Below are 16016 nucleotides of genomic sequence, written 5' to 3' on the forward strand. Positions count from 1 at the left end.
GATGCCGCCGCACAAGATCGAGCAGAGGGGCATCTGATGAGACGCATCGCGACCGTGTTGGCCGGGGCGGCGCTGATACCCGGCGGCATCGCGCAGGCCGCGACCGCCGAGACGTCACTGGTGAGCGTCACGGTGGACGGATCGCCGGCGGCGGGCATGAGCGGCCGGCCGTCGATCTCGGCGGACGGCCGGTTCGTGGCCTTCTCGTCGTCGGCGACGAACCTGGTGCGGGACGACGGCAACGGCGTCTCCGACATCTTCGTGCGGGACCGCCAGAACGGCATCACCACCCGGGTCAGCGTGGACTCGGCCGGCGTCGAAGGCAACGGCGCCAGCGGCAACCCGTCGATCTCGGGCGACGGCCGCTACGTGGTGTTCGAGTCCCGGGCGACGAACCTGGTGCCGGGCGACACCAACGGCTTCCAGGACATCTTCGAGCGCGACCTGGTGACCGGCAGGACCAGGCTGGTCACCTCGCCGTCACTCTGGGAGCAGGCCAACGGCGACAGCTTCGCCCCGGTGATCTCGGCCGACGGGTCGCACATCGCGTTCGACTCGGTCGCCAGCAACATCCGCGGCGGCGACTCGAACGGCGTGTCCGACGTCTTCGAGGTGGCACGGGGCAGCAGCTTCATCGACCGGATCAGCGTCGACTCGAACTTCCAGGAGGCCGACGGGCCGAGCTGGGGGCCGTCGATCTCGGCCGATGGCTCGTACGTGTCGTTCACCTCGGATGCCGACAACCTCAACGTCGGGCGGCCGGACGTCAACCACGCCTCCGACGTGTTCGTGCACGGCGGGGTCGGTGGGACCCGGCTGGTCAGCTACAGCTACCTCGGCGGGAAGGGCAACAGCACCAGCCGGAACGCGGTGATCTCGGCCGACGGCAAGCACCTCGTCTTCGAGTCGTACGCGTCGAACCTGGTGCCGGACGACACCAACGGCCGCGCCGACCTGTTCGTCTCCAACTGGTGGGACTGGTCGATCAGCCGGGTCGACGTCGACCCGGCCGGCGTGGCGGTCGGTGGCGAGTCCGGCGCCAGGGCGGCGATCTCGGCCGACGGCCGGTACGTGGCGTTCGCGTCGGGCCAGGACGGTCTGGTCCCGGGTGACACCAACGGCCTGTGGGACGTGCTGGTCCGCGACACCGTCGCCGGCACCACGACCCTGGCCAGCGTGGCCACCAACGGCGCACCGGGCAACGACTTCTCCCTGGAGCCGGCGATGACGCCGGACGGCCGGCACGTGGCGTTCAAGTCCTACGCGAGCAACTTCGTGCCGGACACCCCGCGGCCCTCGGCCAACACGTACGTCCGCGACCTGGCTGGCTGAGCTCAGCAGGTGGTGTCGGGGTCGAGCGGCTTTCCGGCCGGCCACACCAGATCCTCCTGCGTCGCCGACCCGTCCGGCCGGATCTGCATGATCGGCATGGCCTTGTCGACGGGGTCGCCGCCGCCGGTGTTGGGGAACGCGATGTAGCCGGTGGCGCCGCCGACGGGGTTCTTGCACTGCTGCTGCATGACGAACGGCGCGATGGTGTTCACCGTGGTGACGTCCTTCGCCTTGCGGATGGCGACCGCCGCGGTGAGCACGGCGTCGTGCTCGGACATGGCCTGCCCGTCGTCGAGGTCGGCGGCGGGCAGGCCGTTGTCCGCGAACGCCTTCGCGAACGCGTCGTAGTTGCGCACGTAGTCCGAGCCGGGCGGGAACGCCCGCCACTGGTCGCGGTGCGCGATGGCCGTGTAGTAGAGGCGGACGTCCGCGTTCAGCGCGAGGTCCTTGTCGCCGACCAGGCTCGACGCGTCGTCGCCGGTGATGATGTCCATCGGCCCCAGCGCACACGCGCCGCCGTCGGCCAGCGCCTGGAGGAAGTACTTCAGGTCGCTGCCGCGGCCGGCGAAGTACACCAGGTCGGGCCGGTCCGCGCAGATGTCGCTGTGCATCTGCGCGAACAGGTTCGTCATGTAGCCGGCGCGGGTCTGCCCGGACAGCTCCGGCGGCGCCTTGTAGCTCTTCCGGTAGCGCGGCTGCAGCGCCTCGGTGGATGCCTTGGTCAGCGTTTGTGTGTAGCTGTCGGCGGGATTCAGGTCGGACACCAGCAGCATCCGCTGGTACGGCCGCTGCTTGAGATAGCCGGCGGCCACCCGCACCTCCTCGGTGTTGGTCGGCGAGACCCGGAAGAAGTTGTCGATGGTGTGCCCGGACAGGTCCTGGCTCATGTCGTCGGCGGTCACCTGCGAGCCGATCACCGTGATGTCCGCGGCGGACAGCGCCGCGGCGGCGGCCCGGGTGGTGTCCAGGCTCTGCCCGAGCCCGACGACGGCGACGATGTGCTCGGCGGCGCGGGCCCGCACGATCGCCGACACGGCGGCCTCCTGCTGCTGGCCGTTGCTGCCGAAGTTGGCCAACAGCAACCGGATTCGCGGCATGGTGCCGAACGCGGCCGAGGAGTTGTCGGCCCGCCACACCGCGGCCACCGCGCCCTCGATGTCGTGCTTGGTGACCTGGAGCAGCAGGCTGTCCGCGTTGGGGTCCGGCGTCATGTCTTCCAGCAGCACGATCGTCGCGTACGCCCCGGTCGGCGGTGGGTTCACCGCCGCGACCTTCTGTTCGAGCTCGCGGAGCGGATCGTCGGGCCGGAACGCCGCGGTGTCCAGGTTCAGCCCGACGCAGACGTCGCGATCGCCGGTTCCGGTGAGGCCGCGGCCGCAGGTCCACCACAGTGGATGCGAGTACAGGGCGATCGCCACCACTGCGACGACTCCGGCGGCGATGGCCGGCAGAAAGCGGCGGATCCGGCTGCGTGGCGTCAGCAGGCGGGGCGCGGTCGGCGCGATCACTCCACGCTCCACCAACGGATCCGCGGCCCGGCGGGCGGCGTTGAGCAGCGCGTTGACGTCGGCCTGGTGCGACAGCGGCGGCAACTCCCGGCCGTAGGCGTGCTCGACGATGTCCCGCTCGTCCGGCGGCACCGTGAACATGGTGGTGGCCAACCAGTTCGCCACCACCAGCCGGCTCACCACGTTGCGTACCAACTGGGACCGGTCGCGGTCCCGGTTGGCCTCCTTCACCAGGGCGTCGAACAGCTGCTTCACCGTGCTGGCCAGCGGCTGCGCGTCCGGCGCGCGGCAGACCATCTCCAGCCGGTCCACCCACTCCCGGTGCGGCTCGGTGTCGAACGTCTCCGCGAAGTCGTCCACCACGTCGGCGACCTGGCCCAGCGCCAGCTGGCAGTAGGCGCGCCGCGCACGGTCGGTGCCGAAGTCGTTGAGCAGAACGGAGAACTGCTCCTCGTAGGACGGCAGACCGGACGCCGGGTCGCGATGGGTGAGCGCCAGCACCAGGTTGCCGGCGATCCACGGGTGCAGCACGGCCGGATCGGCGGTGGCGCTGCCGTCCCGCCGCTCCAGCACCCACAGGGCGTTGCGCAGCTCGGTCAGGATCCGGCCGACGTTGCGGTGGTTCACCCGCGTCGACGTCCACGGCAGCAGCCACGGCGCGGTGGCGAACGGGGCGGCGCTGACGAACTCCTCGATGCCGAGGTCGGGGGCGTGCCGGGCGAGGCCGAGATCGGTCAGCCGGCGCTGCCACGGGTTGTCGCCGGGGTCGAGCACGTTGCGCGCGCCGGGGATGAGCGTGGCCTTCTCCAGCAGCGGCCGGACGCTCTCCACCGCCGCCGGCAGCCCGCCGGTGGCCCGCCGAGCCAGCAGGGCGGCCGGAGAATCCTCCTGCACACCAAGCAGATGCGCCGTCTCGCGCAGGGTGAGCGGCTCCAGCAGCACCGGGTAGTACGGGTGCGGCGGACCCGCCGGCGAGTCGCCGGCCCAGTCGTCGTAGTCGGCGTGCCGGCAGGAGCGGACGGTGCGCGCGGGCGCCCTGCCGGCCGCCGCGGACAGCCACGGCGGCCGCCATTCCGGTTCCCAGCCGGGATTCCACCGCCCGCTGGTGGCGATCACCAGCAGCGGGTCGTGCTCGAGCACATGCTGGCGAGCCGTGGTCAGGTCCCGCAGGAACCGTTCGCCGTCGGGGTGGTCCACGTTGTCCAGCAGCAGCACCCAGTTGTGCCGGTGTCGGGGCCGGCTCGGCCGCCCACACCGGCACTTGCTGCCCAGGTCCGCCCGGGCCAGCCGTTCCTGGCTCTCCCGGATGTCGGCCAGGAACGCCGCCAGCAGCCAGACGTCCCGGCCGGTGGCGGGCAGCCGGTTCAGGTCGAGCAGCGCGTCGTACGGGTCGTCGGCACGCGGGTCCGGATGGTCGCCGTGCCAGCGGATCGCCCGCCGCAGCGGCTCCCGGCCGGCGGCGTTCACCAGTTCGGGCAGGCTGTTCTTGAGCAGCACGCCCATGGTGGCGTCGAGGATGTGCGCGTCCACCGCGGCGTCCACCAGATCGCGCAGCGCCGTCGTGAACGACGGCCGCTGCCGGCTGGTGTACTTGGCGAACTCGGTGCGCAGCTTGTCCTTGGCCTGCCGGTGATGCAGGTCGGCCAGGTCCGTCTGCACGGCGATCAGCCCGACCGCCAGCCGCGCGAACCGTGGCCGGCCACGCTGCGACCACTTGCGGCTCAGGTCGAATGCCAGCCGCGCCAGCACCTCCCTGGTGTCGGTCGCGGTGGTGCGTTCGAAGTCGTAGCCGGCGTGCACCACGTCGTTGCCGCAACTGCCCGCGATGGAGCCCAGCGTCCAGCTCTTGCCGGCCCCGGTCGGGCCGAGCAGCACCACGATCGGCTGCCGGCGGCGCGGCCCGCGGGCGTCGCGGTGCCACAACAGACGCGCCGCCAACGCCGTGGCCGGGGGCAGCCGTCTTTCCTCGGGCACGGGTCCTCCCTGGCGAAATCGGTCGGGCTGGGCGAACCAATTCACGGGTCGGTTTCTCCCCATGAAACGCGTGGCCGCCCGGTCAGGACGCGGATACGGTGATCACGTCACCCGAACGGACCGTGACCGTTGGCCCATCTCCCGCACAGCAGGGACTACGAGGTCACGTCCTTGGTGGCCAGGTTGGCCCAGGCGGCGCCGAAGAAAACCACGACATAGCCCGCCTGCAGCAGCAGTCCCTTGTCGATGGAGTCCCAGAAGATCGGGTCGCGGAAGAAGTCGATCCAGGAGAGCCAGTAGTTCGTCGGCAGGTACGGGCGCACGGCCGAGGCGGCGTCCAGGGTCTGCAGCACGGCACTGGTGATCAGGATGGACAGCGCGCCGAGGGCCGCGCCCAGGGAGGAACTGGTCAGGGTGGACAGGAACAGCCCGATCGCGCCGAAGCCGATCATGGCGACGACGATGTAGCCGATGGAGTACAGCAGCCGGGCGGTGAGCTGGCCGTGCGTCAACGACACGCCGGACAGCGAGGTCGCCGCGCCGGCCGCGGCGCCGCCGGTGACGCTGGTGCCCGTGCCGAACAGGATCACGCCGACGATCAGGGACGACACGACGACGCAGGCGATGGCCAGCAGCACGAAGGCCACAAGGGCGACGATCTTGGCGAACAGCAGGCGGGTCCGGCCGACGGGGCGGATCAGCAGGTAGCGCAGGGTGCCGCCGACGGCCTCGCCGGCGATGGAGTCGCCGGCGACGACGGCCACCGACAGCGGCAGGAAGACGGGCAGCACCAACGCGAGCGCGGCGGCCGGGAAGAGCAGGCCGTTGCCCCGCACGGCGGACAGGAACGCCCCGCCCTGTCCGGGCGGCGGCGCGAAGTCGGCGGTCTTCAGGAACACGCCGACGATGATCGGCAGCGCGCACAGCAGCAGCACGTTCGTCCAGATCCGCGGGCGCAGCACCAGCTTGCGCAGCTCGACGGCGATCACGACGCGTCCACCCGGTCCGAGCCGGCCCCGGTGACCTTCAGGACGACCTGCTCCAGGGTGCGCCGCTGCTCGGTGATCGACGCGACCCGCAGCCCCGCCTCGACCAGCATCGCGTTCAGCGCGGCCGGATCTCCGTGTCGTATCAGCAAATTCTCTCCGTCACGGGTGACGAGCTGACCGTTGAGCATCGGGACGACGTCGGCGGCGTCGGGGCTCTGAACGAGAACGAGGCCGGTGCGGCCGCGAATGGTGGCCAATTCCTCCTCCAGCACCAGCCGTCCGCGATCGACGATGCCGACCCGCGTGCACAGCTGTTCCACCTCGGAAAGCAGGTGGCTGGACAGGAAAACCGTGGTGCCGTTGTCGTTCAGCGCGATCAGCAGGTCGCGGATCTCCCGGATTCCCTTGGGATCCAGCCCGTTCGTCGGCTCGTCGAGGATCAGCAGCCGCGGTTTGCGCAGCAATGCGGCGGCGAGGCCGAGCCGCTGCCGCATGCCCAGCGAATACGCCTTCACCGGGCGGCGGTCGATGCCGGAGAGTCCCACCTGCACAAGGGCTTCCTCGATGCGGGCCCGCCTGGTCCGCCGGCTGCCGCCGGGGCCGCTGGCGTCGAGCAGCGACAGGTTCCGCCGGCCGGAGAGATGCGGGTACGCGGCCGGGCCCTCGACCATCGCGCCGATCTGCGGCAGCACCTCGGCCGCTCGCCTCGGCATCCGTGAGCCGAGCACTTCGATCTCGCCGCTGGTGGCGTAGACCAGGCCCAACAGCATGCGAACCAGGGTGGTCTTCCCGGAGCCGTTGGGGCCGAGGAAGCCGTACCGGTCGCCCTCGCGGACGTTCAGGTCCACGCCGTCGACCGCGAGCACCGAGCCGTAGCGCTTGGTCAGCCCACGCGTGACGATCATGAGCGCCTCCTCGGCAGCGTCGACAGCTCGGCGGCCGCCTGGGTGAGCAGCGCGGGATCGACCACGCCGGCGAGCAGGAACGTGCGGTAGCCGGACCGCTCGACCAGCACCGACAGCGGGGCGATGGTGAGCAGGGTGCCCTGGCCGCGGGGCAGCGTCAGGGTCTTCGCGCCGACCTTGCCCATGGCGTTCACGACGCCGCCACCGACGTCACGGGGCAGCGGCGCGACGACGAAGGCGGACAGGCCGGTGCCGTAGAAGCCGAGCCCGCGGCCGCCGCCGACGCGGTCGGTCTGCAGCGGCCGGCCGGCCAGCTGCGGCGGCAGCGGGATCTGCCCGAACGCGCCGATCACGTCGGGCGCGTCGGTGGTGGTGAAACCGCTGTCCGGAGAGGGTTTCGGCGTGATCACGTCGTCGCCGGGGCGCTGCGTGCTGACGGACTGGAAGGCGGTGACCACGAACGGCGCGTGTTGGCCCTTCGCAGTGACCTCGACCCGCAGCGGCAGCCCGCTGTCCGGATCGGCCCAGATGTCGACCTGTCCGATCGCGGTCTGCGGGTCGGACGGCGTCACCCGCAGGCCGGCGGCGTCGATGCCGGCAATCCGTTTCGCCGGCACAGCGGCGACCTTGTCCTCGTTGCTCAGCACGCGGCGGGCCAGGTCGGGCGGCAGCAGGTCGCCGCCGCGCGGCAGCCGGATCGGCTCGTCGCCGACGATCTGCGTGTACTGGTTCTGCCCGTTGTCCCACACGAATTCGCTGCCCGGCACCGCATAGGTGTCGCGCTCGCCGACGCCGGTGATCTCGTCGACCCGCCAGCGGTCCGGCGCGACGTACCAGGAACGCAGCCGGGTGGTGCCGCCGAGCAGCGACGTCACCTCGGACAGGTTCGGCAGGTCGGGCAGGCCGAGCGAGCCGGTGCTCTCCGCGTAGCCCTGGTAGGGCCGGTTCACCGAGGCCAGCATGTGTGCGCGCAGCGCGGCCGGGTCCACGCGCGCGGACGCCGGCAGCGCAGCCAGCACCACCGGTGCGGCGACCAGGACAGCCGCCACGGCGGCCACGACCGCCCAGCGCCACCGGGTCCTCGACACGCTCACCACCTTCCCCGTCCTCCCTTTCTACGCCTGCCGGGGGTGGTTCGGTTGTGATCGATGTCTTACGGAGTGCCCGGCGTCACGTTTGCCAATCGCCGAACCACCGTTTCGGGTGATTCGGCGTGTCGAATTCGGAAGATCAAATCTGGGTGGACCTGCCGAATCACGTTCTTATCGCGACACGATAGACAACGGATATCCTTGATTGCCGCGATGGCCGTGCCTACGTTGTCGCCGGGTCGGAGTTTCGGCCCAGCGGTACCGATTCGGCGAGCGCCATGCTCCGTCCGGAAACCGGATCGGGTCACGTTGTCGCGTGAAGGGAACCGCCGGACGGAGGGCGCGTGCGCGAGGCGCGGCGGGTGAGGCGACGATGTCTCCTCGTCGAGTGAATCGGCGGATCGCCGTGGGTTCCGCAGCGGGAATCGCGGCATTGGTCATAACGGTCGGACCGGCGGCGGGATTCGCCCTGGCCGATTCCGGCGTCAACTGGGACAAGGTGGCCGCCTGCGAGAGCGGCGGCCGCTGGTCGGCCAACACCGGCAACGGCTACTACGGCGGCCTCCAGTTCTCGCCGGGCACGTGGCACGCCAACGGCGGCACCGGCTCGCCGGACCAGGCCACCCGGGAGGAACAGATCCGGGTCGCCGAGAACGTGGTGCGGGCCAGGGGAACCGGCGCGTGGCCGAACTGCATGGCCGGCGCCGCAGGGCACTCGGCCCCGTCGCGGCGCACACCCGTTGCGCCGGCGGCGAAGTCCCTGCCGGCCTCGGTCGACAACCCGGCCGGCGACTACACGATCCAACCCGGTGACACGCTCAGCGCGATCGCCGACCGGCTCGGTGTCCAGGGCGGCTGGCAGCGCCTGGTCGAGCTGAACCCGGCCGCGCTCACCAACCCGGACCTCATTTTCCCGGGTGCGCGCATCGTCACGAAGTGACCGCATGGCGGCACGCCGGCCGATCACCGTGTCGGCCGGCGTGCCGCCGGATCTATTGTCGGGGCATGGATCTTCGCCAACGGTTCGAGACGCTGACCACCGCGCACATCGCCGACGCCTGTGTGCGGGCCCAGCTTCCGGTGCGGTGCCTGGGAATTCACGCCGTGGTCCCCGGCGCCAGGATCGCCGGACGGGTGCTGCCGGCCCGGCACGCCGGCAGTGTCGACGTGTTCCTCGAGGCGTTCGAGGGCGCCGCCGCCGGCGACGTGCTGGTGGTGGACAACGGCGGCCGCCTCGACCACGCGTGCGTCGGCGACCTGATCGTGCAGGAGGCGCAGACCGCGGGGCTGGCCGGCGTGGCGATCTGGGGCCTGCACCGGGACACCGCCGACGTGCGGGCGATCGGCCTGCCGGTGTTCAGCCTCGGCTCGCTGCCGACCGGGCCGCTGGCGATCGAGGAGCGGCCGGCCGACGCGTTGACATCGGCGCGGATGGGGGAGTGGGTCGTCGACTCCACCGACGTCGTGTTCGGCGACGACGACGGCGTGATCTTCGTGCCGGCCCGGCACGTCGAGGACCTTTTCCTGCTGGCGGAAGGCATTCGCGACAAGGAACGTCGTCAGGCCGAGCGGACCCGTGACGGCGAGACGCTGCGCGACCAGCTCAAGTTCGACGTGTTCCTGGCCAACCGGGCGGAGAACCCGGCGCTGTCGTTCCGCGAGCACATCCGCCGGATCGGCGGTGCGGTGGAGGAATAGCGCCGCCGGTCCGACGTTCCGCGCTCAGGCGGTGACCTGGGCGCGCAGCGGGGCGAGCGCGTTGCTCCAGGCCACGACCTGGTCCAGCGTGGTGTGCAGGGCGGCGACCTGGTGCTCGCCCGGGGCGAAGTCGCGGAAGTTCTGGAAGTCGGTGAACAGCGACAGCGCCACCTGCGAGCGGACGTCGGCCAGCTGCAGCTCGCCGGAGATCAGCCGCAGGTGCTCCACCGCGCGGGCGCCGCCGACCGAGCCGTAGCTGACGAAGCCGACGGCCTTGTTGTTCCACTCGGCGTACAGGTAGTCGATGGCGTTCTTCAGGGCGCCGGAGGTGGAGTGGTTGTACTCCGGCGTCACCATCACGAAACCGTCGAACGAGGCGATCTTCGCCGCCCACTGCTGGGTGTGCGGCCGGCTGTACTGGCCCAGCGACGGCGGCAGCGCCTCGTCCAGGTGGGGCAGCGGGTAGTCGAGCAGGTCGACCAGCTCGAACTCGGCGTCCGTGCGCTCGCTGGCGATCTTGTGCACCCACGCGGCGACGGCCTCGCCGTTCCGGCCGGGGCGGGTGCTGCCCAGGATGATGCCGATCTTGGTCACGTCCAACCTCCGATATAGTTACTTCGGCAAGAAAGTACATTCTGCTTCCTTGCCGAAGCAAGTACGCTGTGGCGGTGAACACTGAGCTGGTTCGCCCGCTGGACGCCGACGAGGAGGCCCTGATCCGGTCGCTCGACCGGGTCGTCAACGCGCTGCCGCGGGTCATGGACGCCACGATGCTGCGCGAGCGTCAGATGTCGATGACCGACTACCTGACGCTGTCGCGGCTGTCCGAGGCGCCGGACCGGCGGATGAGGATGAGCGAGCTGGCCGAGCTCTCCTACCTGTCACTGAGCGGGATGACCCACGTCGTGACCCGGCTCGAGGCGCAGGGCCTGGTGGTCCGGGTGCGCGACGAGCACGACCGGCGCGGCTGGCACGCGGTGCTCACCGACGAGGGCTTCGCCCGGCTCGACGCCGCGTGGCCGACCAACCTGAGCAGCGTGCGCAGGTACATCCTGGCGCACCTCAAGGACTTCGACCTGCGGGCGCTGGCCGAGGCGTTCGAGAAGTTCGGGACTAGTTGACCGGCGGCACCGGGTCGGCGCCGCGCCGGCCGCCCGGACGGCAGCGGAGCAGGCGGCCGACCATCAGGCGGGTGCCGCGCAGCGCGCCGTGCCGGGAGATGGCCTGCGCGGCGTACTCCGAGCAGCTCGGCTCGAACCGGCAGACCGCCGGCCGCTTGGCGCTGATCTCCCGCTGGTACACCCGGATCGCCGCGATCATCATCTCGGACGGCCGGCGGGTGCGCGGCACCGCCGAACCGGCCGCCACCAGCAGGTGCGGCAACGTCAGCAGGCCGGCGATCAGGCAGTTGCCGTCGCAGCTCTCGGCGATGCAGCAACCGCTCTCGATCAGGCAGGCGTCCCGCAGGCACGAGGACCCGCCGCCCCGATACGGGCGCTGCTGGTAGTACGGGTCGTCGTAGCGCCGGCGGCGTCGAAAGAAGGGCACGGGGCCAATGTACGCATGTCAGCTGTGGGCCAGGGCTTGATCCACCGAGGACACCACCGTGACCAGCTGATCGACGCCGGTGATCTCCATCGGGCGCAGCACGATCCGGCTGTCGGCGACCACCCGCAGGTCCAGGCCCTTCGCCGTGGCGTCGTGCTGGACGTCGACCAGCACGTGCAGTCCCGCCGAGGCGAAGAACGTCACCCCCGTCAGGTCGAGGACCAGCGTCTCCGGCTCCGCGGCCATCGCCTCGGTCAGGTGTCGGCGCAGCAGGTCCTCCGACGCCATGTCGAGCTCGCCCGTCACCCGGACCACCATCACCGGCCCGACCTGTTCAAGGCCAACGGCGGCATTCGACGACATGGCCGGCACTCCCTCGCTCGCGTTGTGGGCATGAGGCACCCACGCGGCTGTGGTCTCAACCGGCACCACCCACCGTAGGCCGGTCGGTATCTCCCGGCAACACGCCGGCTCAGTGGGCGACGACGACCCGCGCGGCGGGCCGGGGGAGAAGGGTGTCGCGGGGCGGCTAGTTCCGGCGAAGCCACGCCCTGATCTCGGCCCCGTGCTCGTCCAGCGCGGGCGGCGCCAGGTCGTGCCGGACGGGCGTGGCCGAAAGAGTGAGCGGGTTGCGGACGGTCGGCACGCCGCCGGTGCTCACGACCGGATCGAGCCCCAGCCCGGCGGCCAGCTCGATGCCCTGGCGGACGTCGTTGATCGGCCCGCACGGGATGTCGGCGTCGGTCAGGATCCGGAACCACTCCTGCGCCGGCTTCTCCGCCAGCCGGGCCAGCAGCAGCGGCCGCAGCTCCCGGCGGTTGGCGTTGCGCGCCGCCATCGAGGCGAACCGGGGGTCGTCGGCCAGCTCGGGGACGCCAAGGGCGCCGGCCAATCGCCGGAACTGCCGGTCATTGCCCACGGCAACGATCAGCTCGCCGTCGCCGGTGGCCATCGGTTCGTACGGGTACAGGCTCAGATGCTCGTTGCCCATCCGCTGCGGCACCACGCCGCCGGCCACGTACGCCGAGGTCTGGTTGACCAACGAGGACAGCGCCGCCGACAGCAGGTTGGTCTCGACGTGCTGCCCCTCGCCGGTGACGTCCCGGTGGTGCAACGCCGCGAGGATGCCGGTCGCCCCGTGCAGGCCCGTCATCACGTCGACGACGGCGACGCCCGCCCGATACGGTGGCCCGTCCGGCGAGCCGGTGAGGCTCATCAGCCCGGACAGCGCCTGCACCAGCAGGTCGTAGCCGGGCAGCGTGGCGTCGGGGCCGAAGCCGCTGATCGAGCAGTAGACCACGCCCGGATTCACCGCCGCGACGTCGTCGTAGCCGAGGCCGAAGCGCGCCATGCCGCCGGGGCGGAGGTTGTGCACAAGCACGTCGGCCCGGGTGGACAGTTCCCGCGCGACCGGCGCTGCCGATGGAGGGCGGCACCACGTTCCACTTCGTCACCGACGGCCTGGAGTCCGCACTCGAGCAGGCGTTCAAGGCCGCCGACGGCAAGGACGTGCGGATCGGCGGCGGCGCGGCGGTGGTCCGGCAGTGCCTGCGGGCCGGGCTGATCGACCTGATGCACGTCGTGGTGGTGCCGATGTTCCTCGGCGCGGGCGAGCGGCTGTTCGGCGACCTGCCGATGGACGGCTACCGGGTGGCCCGGCGGGTGTCGACCGACGCCGCCACGCACCTGTGGATCGAGCGCGCCTGATCTGTGGACTTCCTGGCCCGATCTCGGGGTCTCGCCCGCGTGCGGGCGACCTAACTTCGGTGGCATGACACTGGTGTTGTTGGACCACCCGAACCTGGCGCAGTCCCGGATCAACGCCGCGCTGGCGGCGGCGGCCCGCGACCTGCCCGGGGTGACGCTGCACGACCTGCACGCCGAGTACCCGGACCGGAACCTCGACGTGCCGCGGGAGCAGCGGCTCGTCGAGGAGCATTCGCTGATCGTGTTCCAGTTCCCGTTCCACTGGTACTCGGTGCCGTCCCTGCTCAAGCAGTGGATGGACGAGGTGCTGCTGAAGGGCTGGGCCTACGAGGGGGCGACGCCGCTGCTGACCGGCAAGACGCTGCAGGTCGTCACGTCCACCGGCGGCGTCGAGGAGGCGTACCGGGAAGGCGGTTTCCACCGGTTCCCGATGTCGGTTCTGCTGGCGCCGCTGGAGAACACCGCCCACCGGGTCGGCATGGAGTTCGCCCCGCCGCTGGTGCTGCACGACGTGCGTGGCGTCACCGACGCCGAGTTGGCCGAGCACGTCGAGCGCTACCGGGACGTGCTGGCATCATCACAGGCGTGCCTCACCGCGTGACGATCCTGGCCTTCGACGGCGTGACGATGATCGACATCGCCGGCCCGTCGGATGTGTTCGGCCACGCCAACCGGCTCGGCGCGGACTACGTGCTGCGGATCGTCTCGCCCGACGGGCAGCCGGTGCGGACCGCCAGCGGCACCACACTCGGTGTCGACGGGAGCGTCGCCGACAGTCCGGAAGGGACAGTGCTCGTTCCCGGGGCGTACGGCATGGTCGACTTTCCTTTTGCCGAGGGGTTGGTGGACGCCGTGCGCCAGCTGGTGTCCAGCGCCGCACGGATCACCTCCGTGTGCACGGGATCGTTCCTGCTCGCCGAGATCGGGTTGCTCGACGGCCGCAAGGCGACCACCCATTGGCGGCAGGTCGACCGGTTCGCGCACCGGTATCCGAAGGTCGCCGTCCAGCCCGACGCGCTGTACGTGCGGGACGGCGACGTCGTCACCTCGGCCGGCGTCAGCTCCGGCATCGACCTGGCGCTGTCGCTCGTCGAGGAGGACTTCGGACCTGACCTGGCCGCCGGCGTCGCGCGGGAGCTGGTGGTGTTCATGCAGCGGTCCGGCGGCCAGTCCCAGTTCTCCGCGCCGTCACGGGCGCACGTCGGCCGGGACAGTCCACTTCGGACGCTGCTGGACGCCGTCGCCGCCGATCCGGCCGAGCACTGGACCGTGACCACCATGGCCGCCAAGGCGTCCGTCAGCCCCCGTCAGCTCACGCGCCTGTTCCACGACGAGATCGGCACCACGCCCGCCCGGTACGTGGAACTCCTCCGCCTGGAGGCCGCGCAGGACCTGTTGTCCCGTGGGCACACCGTCGCCTCCGCCGCCGCGCGCAGCGGCTTCGGCAGCGACGAGACCCTGCGCCGGGTGTTCGTGCAGCGGCTCGGCGTCACGCCCGGGGCGTACCGAGCTCAGCACTGACCAGGGCGGCGTCGAGGAACAGGGCGGAGCGCTCGGCGTCGCCGAGGCTGAGCAGGTACAGGCCGGTGGACACCCGTTCGACGAACGTCCATTCGGCGATGACAGCGGCCGGCAGCTCGGTGACCTCGGCGAGTTGCCGGCACAGCCCGGGAAACTCCTCGGCCTTGGTGTGCCGGAGCACGACGCCGCAGTCGTACGCGGGGTCGCAGACGAAACTCTCCGGGTCGACGAAAACGTAGCCGTCCGGGCTGAGCAGGGCGTTGCCGCAGTGCGGGTCCCCGTGTACGACAACCTTGCGCGAGGTGTCGGCGGCCCGATTCGACGCGTACGCCAACGCCTGGTCGCGCAGGGCGTCCGGGTAGGGCGGGGCCAACTCCCGCCACAGGTCCGTGATCATCCGGGCGAGGCTGTCGGCCTTCGGGTAGGTGGGCTCGTCGGTGGCACGCCACGCGATCCGGAGCAGCCGGCCCAGTTCGGCGACCATGCCCTCGGCCGGCAGCTCCATGCACGGTCCGAGCGACTCCAACAGCAGGGCGCCGGCTTCCAGGTCGCAGGCGTAGAGCTTGGCGTAGCCGGGATGGCCGAGCGCGGCGGCCTCCTGCGCGACGCCGGTCCCCGGCACCGCCAGCTTGAGCACGGCTTCCCGGTCGGCCGTCCGCACCCGGAACACCACCGAGCCGAAGCCGCCTTCCAGCTGCTCGTTCACGGTGAGCGACCACCGGTCGGCCGTGGTCGCCAGTAGGGAATCCAGGCCCGCCAACCACTGCTCGCCGAGCGGGCCCTCAAGCTCGGCCCGACGCCGGACCACCGGATGCACGATCACGAGCGGCGCAGGTCCTCGACGATCTCGGTCAGTGCCTGGCGGGCATGGGCGGCCCGTGCCGGGTCGGTGAGATCGGCCCTGGACGGCAGGATCGACGTCAGCCCCCAGACCCGGCCCCGGGCCCAGGTCGCGTCGTCGACGGCGAGCAGCTTGCGGAACTGGTCCCGAGCGCCGGCGGGAAGGAATCCCCACGCGGCAATGAGATCGCACGCCGGATCACCGACCGCCAGCGTGCCGAAGTCGATCACGGCGGCGAGCCGGCCGTCCCGCGCCACCATGTTCGCCGCCACGGGATCGCCGTGGATCCACACCGGCGGCGCGTCCCAGGCCGGGGCGTCCAACCCGGCCTGCCACACCTCCATCACGGCGTCGACGTCGAAGAACCCGTCCAGCACGGCGATCCGCTCGCGCAGGTAGAAAGCCACGACCGGCGAATCGCGGTGGTCGTGCAGGCCGACGCCGCGGAAACCGTTGCTCCACTCCGGCGGCGGCCCGTCCGCGGCGTCGACTTCCCTCAGTGCCAACAGGAAATCGGCCAGGTCGACCGCCGCCTGCCCGTGGTCGGCGAGCCGGGACAGGTCGGCGTTCGAGCCCTCGATCCACGCGTAGACCGACCACGGGAACGGATATCCCTCGCCCGGCCGGCCCTTGCCCAGCGGGACCGGCACGGCCAGCGGCAGGTGCGGCGCCAGGATCGGCAGCCACCGCTGCTCCCGCGTGACCTGCCCGATCCAGCGGGCGAACCGCGGCATCCGGATCAGCTTGTCGTCGCTGAGCCGGAAGGTGATGTTGTCTACGCCGGACGACGCCACCGGCGTCACCGAAAGGCCGGCCCACTCCGGAAACTGCGCGGCGACGAGCCGCCGCACCTGCGGGACGTCGACAACTACGGCGTCGGAAGACAACCAGCACTCCTCAAC

General features: G+C 71.3%; 16 protein-coding genes and 1 pseudogene. 7 read left to right on the forward strand and 10 right to left on the reverse strand.

All coding sequences use genetic code 11. The features are described from left to right. The first annotated feature begins 36 nt into the window (after window positions 1-36). Window positions 37-1332 carry a TolB-like translocation protein gene (locus BJ998_RS34610; RefSeq protein ID WP_184867511.1) on the forward strand — a complete coding sequence of 432 codons (1296 nt, stop codon included), beginning with the start codon at window positions 37-39 and terminating at the stop codon, window positions 1330-1332. A 2-nt stretch (window positions 1333-1334) separates the two neighbouring features. Here BJ998_RS34610 and BJ998_RS34615 read toward each other — a convergent pair whose 3' ends face one another. The 4 genes from BJ998_RS34615 to BJ998_RS34630 all read right to left on the reverse strand — a co-directional run bounded on the left by BJ998_RS34615 (window position 1335) and on the right by BJ998_RS34630 (window position 7796). Further along, the gene (locus BJ998_RS34615) at window positions 1335-4814 is read right to left on the reverse strand and encodes an ABC transporter substrate-binding protein (RefSeq protein WP_184867512.1); all 3480 of its coding nucleotides are present in this window, start codon (window positions 4812-4814) and stop codon (window positions 1335-1337) included. A gap of 155 nt (window positions 4815-4969) precedes the next feature. Then, window positions 4970-5803: an ABC transporter permease gene (locus tag BJ998_RS34620; protein ID WP_184867513.1), complete on the reverse strand. Its 834-nt coding sequence runs from the start codon at window positions 5801-5803 to the stop codon at window positions 4970-4972. Then, a complete protein-coding gene (locus BJ998_RS34625) occupies window positions 5800-6708 on the reverse strand; it encodes an ABC transporter ATP-binding protein (RefSeq protein ID WP_184867514.1) in 909 nt (302 codons plus the stop codon). The genes BJ998_RS34620 and BJ998_RS34625 overlap by 4 nt, the downstream gene beginning before the upstream one ends. After that, window positions 6705-7796, reverse strand: a complete 1092-nt coding sequence (locus BJ998_RS34630) for a hypothetical protein (RefSeq protein WP_221338217.1) — start codon at window positions 7794-7796, stop codon at window positions 6705-6707. Before BJ998_RS34630 ends, BJ998_RS34625 begins: the two co-directional genes overlap by 4 nt. Before the next feature lie 376 nt (window positions 7797-8172). Between BJ998_RS34630 and BJ998_RS34635 the strand changes: the two genes are divergently transcribed. Together BJ998_RS34635 and BJ998_RS34640 are read left to right on the forward strand one after the other, a co-directional pair. Further along, window positions 8173-8739, forward strand: coding sequence for a LysM peptidoglycan-binding domain-containing protein (locus BJ998_RS34635; protein ID WP_184867516.1), 567 nt, complete (start codon window positions 8173-8175; stop codon window positions 8737-8739). Window positions 8740-8804: 65 nt separating this feature from the next. Further along, window positions 8805-9497, forward strand: coding sequence for an RraA family protein (locus BJ998_RS34640; RefSeq protein WP_184867517.1), 693 nt, complete (start codon window positions 8805-8807; stop codon window positions 9495-9497). Window positions 9498-9521: 24 nt separating this feature from the next. Here the strand turns inward: BJ998_RS34640 and BJ998_RS34645 are convergent, their stop codons facing one another. After that, window positions 9522-10091, reverse strand: a complete 570-nt coding sequence (locus BJ998_RS34645) for an NADPH-dependent FMN reductase (RefSeq protein ID WP_184867518.1) — start codon at window positions 10089-10091, stop codon at window positions 9522-9524. Between the two features lie 74 nt (window positions 10092-10165). Here BJ998_RS34645 and BJ998_RS47860 point away from each other — a divergent pair, with 74 nt between their 5' ends. Next, window positions 10166-10618, forward strand: a complete 453-nt coding sequence (locus BJ998_RS47860) for a MarR family winged helix-turn-helix transcriptional regulator (RefSeq protein WP_221338219.1) — start codon at window positions 10166-10168, stop codon at window positions 10616-10618. Here the strand turns inward: BJ998_RS47860 and yidD are convergent. The 3 genes and pseudogenes from yidD to BJ998_RS34665 form a co-directional block, all read right to left on the reverse strand. Further along, window positions 10611-11045 carry a membrane protein insertion efficiency factor YidD gene (gene yidD / locus BJ998_RS49305; protein WP_184867519.1) on the reverse strand — a complete coding sequence of 145 codons (435 nt, stop codon included), beginning with the start codon at window positions 11043-11045 and terminating at the stop codon, window positions 10611-10613. The genes BJ998_RS47860 and yidD overlap by 8 nt on opposite strands. Window positions 11046-11063: 18 nt before the next feature. After that, window positions 11064-11408 carry an STAS domain-containing protein gene (locus BJ998_RS34660; RefSeq protein WP_184867520.1) on the reverse strand — a complete coding sequence of 115 codons (345 nt, stop codon included), beginning with the start codon at window positions 11406-11408 and terminating at the stop codon, window positions 11064-11066. Between the two features lie 166 nt (window positions 11409-11574). Beyond that, window positions 11575-12477, reverse strand: a pseudogene (locus BJ998_RS34665) (CaiB/BaiF CoA transferase family protein); the annotation flags it as partial. On the opposite strand from BJ998_RS34665, the gene BJ998_RS34670 reads away from it, so the two are divergent. The 3 genes from BJ998_RS34670 to BJ998_RS34680 all read left to right on the forward strand — a co-directional run bounded on the left by BJ998_RS34670 (window position 12468) and on the right by BJ998_RS34680 (window position 14273). Then, on the forward strand, window positions 12468-12752 hold the full coding sequence (locus BJ998_RS34670) for a dihydrofolate reductase family protein (RefSeq protein WP_184867521.1): 285 nt from the start codon (window positions 12468-12470) through the stop codon (window positions 12750-12752). The pseudogene BJ998_RS34665 and the gene BJ998_RS34670 sit on opposite strands and share 10 nt — an antisense overlap. Before the next feature lie 64 nt (window positions 12753-12816). Continuing rightward, entirely contained in the window at window positions 12817-13353 is a 537-nt protein-coding gene (locus BJ998_RS34675) for an NAD(P)H-dependent oxidoreductase (protein WP_184867522.1), read from the forward strand. Then, entirely contained in the window at window positions 13338-14273 is a 936-nt protein-coding gene (locus tag BJ998_RS34680) for a GlxA family transcriptional regulator (protein ID WP_312890468.1), read from the forward strand. The genes BJ998_RS34675 and BJ998_RS34680 overlap by 16 nt, the downstream gene beginning before the upstream one ends. On the opposite strand, the gene BJ998_RS34685 is transcribed toward BJ998_RS34680, so the two are convergent. Then, window positions 14242-15096, reverse strand: coding sequence for an aminoglycoside phosphotransferase family protein (locus BJ998_RS34685; RefSeq protein ID WP_184867523.1), 855 nt, complete (start codon window positions 15094-15096; stop codon window positions 14242-14244). The genes BJ998_RS34680 and BJ998_RS34685 overlap by 32 nt on opposite strands. After that, window positions 15093-16001 (reverse strand): aminoglycoside phosphotransferase family protein, encoded by a 909-nt coding sequence (locus tag BJ998_RS34690; protein WP_184867524.1) that lies wholly within the window; start codon window positions 15999-16001, stop codon window positions 15093-15095. Before BJ998_RS34690 ends, BJ998_RS34685 begins: the two co-directional genes overlap by 4 nt. Window positions 16002-16016: the final 15 nt, after the last annotated feature.

It is taken from the genome of Kutzneria kofuensis, assembly GCF_014203355.1.
Classification (GTDB): domain Bacteria; phylum Actinomycetota; class Actinomycetes; order Mycobacteriales; family Pseudonocardiaceae; genus Kutzneria; species Kutzneria kofuensis.